The 4,595-nt window shown below is 67.9% G+C and carries 5 protein-coding genes; 1 reads left to right on the top strand and 4 read right to left on the bottom strand.

Translation table 11 applies throughout. The features are described 5' to 3' along the window. Positions 1-60: 60 nt before the first annotated feature. From O0K41_RS21960 to O0K41_RS21950, 3 genes are all read right to left on the bottom strand, one after another. Positions 61-1,068, bottom strand: a complete 1,008-nt coding sequence (locus O0K41_RS21960; RefSeq protein ID WP_164221541.1) for a cyclase family protein — start codon at positions 1,066-1,068, stop codon at positions 61-63. Between the two features lie 36 nt (positions 1,069-1,104). Beyond that, the gene (locus O0K41_RS21955) at positions 1,105-1,755 is read right to left on the bottom strand and encodes a DsbA family protein (protein WP_123958699.1); all 651 of its coding nucleotides are present in this window, start codon (positions 1,753-1,755) and stop codon (positions 1,105-1,107) included. Between the two features lie 92 nt (positions 1,756-1,847). Next, on the bottom strand, positions 1,848-2,798 hold the full coding sequence (locus O0K41_RS21950) for a LysR family transcriptional regulator (RefSeq protein ID WP_181453421.1): 951 nt from the start codon (positions 2,796-2,798) through the stop codon (positions 1,848-1,850). Positions 2,799-2,940: 142 nt separating this feature from the next. Here O0K41_RS21950 and O0K41_RS21945 point away from each other — a divergent pair, with 142 nt between their 5' ends. Beyond that, positions 2,941-3,819: a sterol desaturase family protein gene (locus tag O0K41_RS21945; RefSeq protein WP_012480586.1), complete on the top strand. Its 879-nt coding sequence runs from the start codon at positions 2,941-2,943 to the stop codon at positions 3,817-3,819. Positions 3,820-3,828: 9 nt separating this feature from the next. Here the strand turns inward: O0K41_RS21945 and O0K41_RS21940 are convergent, their stop codons facing one another. Further along, positions 3,829-4,533, bottom strand: a complete 705-nt coding sequence (locus tag O0K41_RS21940; RefSeq protein WP_164221543.1) for an AraC family transcriptional regulator — start codon at positions 4,531-4,533, stop codon at positions 3,829-3,831. Positions 4,534-4,595: the final 62 nt, after the last annotated feature.

The following is a 4,595-nucleotide window of genomic DNA, read 5'->3' as shown; positions in this document are numbered from 1 at the left end:
GTGCCGACCAAGGTCGGCACCCACCCGGCATGGCCCGGCGCTACCTGGGGATGCCCCTGGTTAGGGGCGGACCGGCAACGCCACCGGGCGCAGCGGCGCGGCATCGCCACCGCGGATCTTCAGCGGGCCGCCGATGAAGGCGAACTCGTAGACCTTGTCGCGGGCCAGTTCGTCCAGCGCCACCAGCTCGATGATCGGCGCGCCCTGCTGGGCCAGCAGGTAGGTGTGCAGCGGCACGTAGTCGTCGGACACCTCCGAGGGGAAGGTCTCGAAGCTGAGGTTGTCGGCGCCGACGATCATCGCGCCGCTGTCCTCCACCAGGAAGCGCGCCGCGTCCAGGCCCATGCCCGGCGGGTTGGCCATGTAGGCCTTGGGCTGTTCGAACAGGCGCATGCGGCCGGTGCGGATCAGCACCACGTCGCCCTGCTGCAGTTTCACCTTCTGGCGTGCCAGCGCATCCTTCAGGTCCTGGCGGGTGACGCGGTAGCTGTCCGGCAGCATGTCCACGCCCTTGGCGGCGGCCACGTCGATCAGCACGCCACGCGCGATCAGCGGCGGGAACTTCTCGATGCCGGTGACATTCCAGCCACGGTCGCCGAGGTGCTTGTCGGCCTCGAAGCCGTTCCAGATCTTTCCATGGATGCCGAAGTGGTTCAGCGCATCGATGTGGGTGCCGGTGTGGCTGTACATCGAGAACGCGGTGCCGGTGTAGCTGCGGGTGAGGTTCATGGTTTCACCCACGCCCATCGGATCATCCATCACCGTGCCGCGCGGGGTGTGGGTCATCCAGAACTGGTAGTGCGGGTCGCCGGCATCCTGCCAGCTGGGCATGCCGACGTAGTATTCGGTGGCCAGGTCATAGGCCTTGCCGCCGCTGACCCGCGACAGGATCGCCGCACGCGAGGCCTCGGTGATCAGGTTGAGGCGGCCGATCTCGTCCTTCGGCCCCCAGGGGCTGGTGCCGACCTGCTGGTCGGAGGGAACGCGTTCGTGCGCGGACACGGTGGTGGAAGCGGCGGTGCCGGCCAGCAGCAGGGCCAGCGCGGTGGCCAGGGTACGTGGGGTCATGGGGAATCTCCTTGCAGGGTGGGGGGATGGTGCGGCTCAGGCCGCGACCAGGTGCGCCAGGGCCTGGCGCAGGTGTGGCAGCGGCAGGGTCTGCAGGCGCAGGCCGTTGCCGCCGATCACGGTGGGTATGGAACGGATGCCGAGGGCAGCGGCTTCGGCACGATCGGCCTGCACGCGCTGGCGCACTGTGTCGCTGCGCATGTGGTCAGCGAAGGCGCCACGTGGATGGCCCAGCGATTCGGCGATATCCAGCAGTACTTCGGCATCGCCGATGTTGCGGTGCTGGTGCAGGTGCGCCCACTGCACGGCATCGAACATCGCGCCATGGGCGTCGTTGCCACCAAGCATGCCGGCGGCCTGGCAGGCCAGTGCGCCGAGCCAGCCGGATGGATACTCGAAGTCCTGTGCGCGCATGCCTTCGATATCGATGCGCGCGGTGTCTTCATGCGCGGCGCAGTCGGTCCAGTGGCGCAGGATGATCGCTTTGGCGCGCTCCATCGAGCCGAACACCTCGACCATCTGCGCGCGCGAGTCCTGCAGCACGAAGCTGCGGTGGCGCACCTGGATGCCGAGTTCGGCCGAGACCTGCTGCAGGCGCGGGGCCAGCACGAAGCACCAGCCGCAGACCACGTCGTGGAAGAAATCGACCACCGGCGCGGCGGTGGCGGGGGAAGGAACGGAAGACATCTGCCTGCCATCGGTGAGAGGGGAGGCGGCAGATTAGGCAGCGCGGCGTGGCCGAAACAGCACGCCGCGGGCAGCTCAGTTTTCGCTGGCGGTTACGAATCCAGGCCAGCGCAGCCGGGCAGCTCGGCGTGCAGGAAATCGATGAACGCACGCACCTTGGGCTGCAGGTGGCGCGACGTGGGGTAGACCGCATGCACGAAGCGTGGCGGATAGCGGTGGTCGGGCAGCACCTGCTGCAGTTCGCCACGGGCCAGTGCCGGTGCCGCCAGGAACGAGGGCAGGGCGCCGATGCCCATGCCGGCCACCAGCAGGTCGCGCAGCAGCAGGCTGTTGTTGACGGTGACGCGCGCCGGCAGGGTGATCGTCACCTGGCCATCGGGGCCGAGCAGCGGCCAGCTGCCGGGCGAGTCGGACAGGCTGTAGGCCAGCACGCTGTGCGCCTGCAGATCGTCCACCGCCTGCGGTGCCGGATGCTGCCGCAGGTAGGACGGGGCCGCGCACAGCACCTGCTGCAGCGACGCCAGCCGGCGCGCCACCAGGCGTGAATCATCCAGCTCGGCACGCAGCCGCAGCGATACATCGAAACCCTCACCGACTGCATCGAGCAGGCGATCTTCCATCACCAGATCCAACGACAGCTGCGGATGCTGCTGCAGGAAGCGTGGCAGCAGCGGCGACAGCGTGCTCAGCGCGAACGACTGCGGCGCGTTCACGCGCAGGCGCCCGGCCACGTCGCCGCGCTGTTCGGCGATGCCGCGTTCCAATGCGTCCAGCTCGTCAAGCAGGCGGCAGCATTCGCGGTAATAGGCGTGGCCGGTCTCGGTCAGGCTCATGCGCCGCGTGGTCCGCTGCAGCAGTACCACGCCCAGATGCGCTTCCAGCGTGCGCAGCTGTTTGCTCAGGCCGGCGGGCGACATGCCGAGGTCTTCGGCAGCGCGGGCCAGCCCGCCGCGTTCGACGATGCGGCGGAAGGCACGCATCAGGTTGAAGGAATCCATGCCGGCCCCGGGCGCGATGAGGGCGCCATTGTAGAGCCGCGCCATGCGTGGATGTGGGAAACGCGGCGCCGACCAAGGTCGGCGTCTACCCGGTGCGTGCGGGTTGCGCTGTTTGTTCAAGCCAGCACCCCATACGCGGCGCCAGCATGCAGGCCCCTCACTTTCCGGGTTGCCCATGAAGCACTGGATGCTCCGCCTGTATGCCCCGCTGTTCCTGCTGGGCTTCGTTGCCACTGCCGTCGTCTGGGTCGGCCATTGCCACGGTGATCCGTTGTGGCTGCTGGCCTTGCTGGCGGCCGCCATCGCGGTCTCGTTCGCCGCCGAGCGTGCCTGGCCGTACGACCCCGCGTTCAACCACGACCACGGCGACAGCCTGCGTGACAGCCTGCATGCACTGGTCAACGAAAGCCTGAACCTGCTGTCGATCGCGGCGGTGCCGCTGCTGGCGGCAATCATTCCGTGGCAGTTGTGGCCGGTGCAGTGGCCATTCGCGCTGCAGGTGCTGCTGGCCATCGTCTGCGCTGATCTGGGCATCACCCTGGTGCACTACGCCAGCCATCGCATCGGCTGGTTGTGGCGGCTGCATGCGGTGCACCACAGCGTCACCCGCATGTACGGCTTCAACGGGCTGATGAAACACCCGCTGCATCAGGCGGCCGAAGCGGTGGGCGGCGTGCTGCCGCTGCTGCTGTTGGGCCTGCCGATGCCGGTGGCTGCGGTGCTGGCTTTCGCCATTGCCATCCAGCTGCTGCTGCAGCACTCCAACGTTGACATGCGTCCCGGCGTGCTCGGCCGGGTGATGGCCTGGGCGCCGCTGCACCGCTTCCACCACATGCGTTACGGCACCGCGGGCGACGTCAACTTCGGCCTGTTCCTGACCGCCTGGGACCATCTGCTGGGGACCGCCTTCGATGCGCCGGGTTATCGGCTGCAGCAACGCGACCTTGGCATCGGCAGCCAGCCGGACTATCCGCGCGATTATCCGGGGCAGCTGCTGGCGCCGTTCCGCGAATTGCCGCATGGCGAGGTGCCGGAGTTGCCGGAAGGCCTGCGCAGGCGCGAATGATTGAACATGTCAGGCCGCGTGCAGCTGCAGGCCCTGCAGCTGCGCGGCACCGATGCCGAACATGCGGCGCAGGCTGCGCGAGAGATGGGCCAGATCGGCGAATCCAGCGGCATGCGCACTGTCGGTCAGGTTGTGACCGCTCAGATGATGCATCAGCGCGCGGCGCAACCGTTGCCACAGTACCCAGCCGCGCAGGGTCACTGCCAGCTCGGACTGGAAACGCCGGTGCAGTTGGCTGGTCGACAGGTGCGCCGCCTCGGCGATATCGGCGGCCGGCACCGGGCCGGGCAGGTGCTGGGCAATACGGGCCAACGCCGCCTGCACGCGGCGGTCCAGCGGCTGTGGGCGGCTCAACCGTGGCAGCCAGTCGTGCAGTTCCATCGCAGTGCCCGGCAGCGCGTGCAGGTGCTGCTGGATCTGTTCGAGGTCGGCATGCGCCGGCTCAAGGAACACCGTACAGCCCGCTTCCGGCGCCGACAGGATCGCGTGCGTCTGGAAGGACGGCAGCCACAGCCGTTGGCCCTGCTGCCGTACGCCATCGACTTCGACCTGCCAGGGCGTATCGTCGCTCAACAGCAGTTGATGGGCGTAGTGTGCATGCGAGGCGCTGCCACCGGCATGGCCCTGCAGCACGGCCACGTGAGCATCCAGCAGCAACGTGCCATTCCAGGGCGGGGCGGGGGAGGACATGGAGGGATTGTAGATCCACGCCATGCGTGGATGAATCTCCATCGAAATCGAGTAATTCGACAATGAAACGAAGAGCATCCACGCAT

Origin of the sequence: Stenotrophomonas sp. Sm2128, assembly GCF_030985535.1 — a bacterium.
GTDB classification, from domain to species: Bacteria; Pseudomonadota; Gammaproteobacteria; order Xanthomonadales; family Xanthomonadaceae; genus Stenotrophomonas; species Stenotrophomonas maltophilia.
Note: the sequence above shows the minus strand (reverse complement) of the source record. Positions and strands in the feature narration are given on the sequence as shown.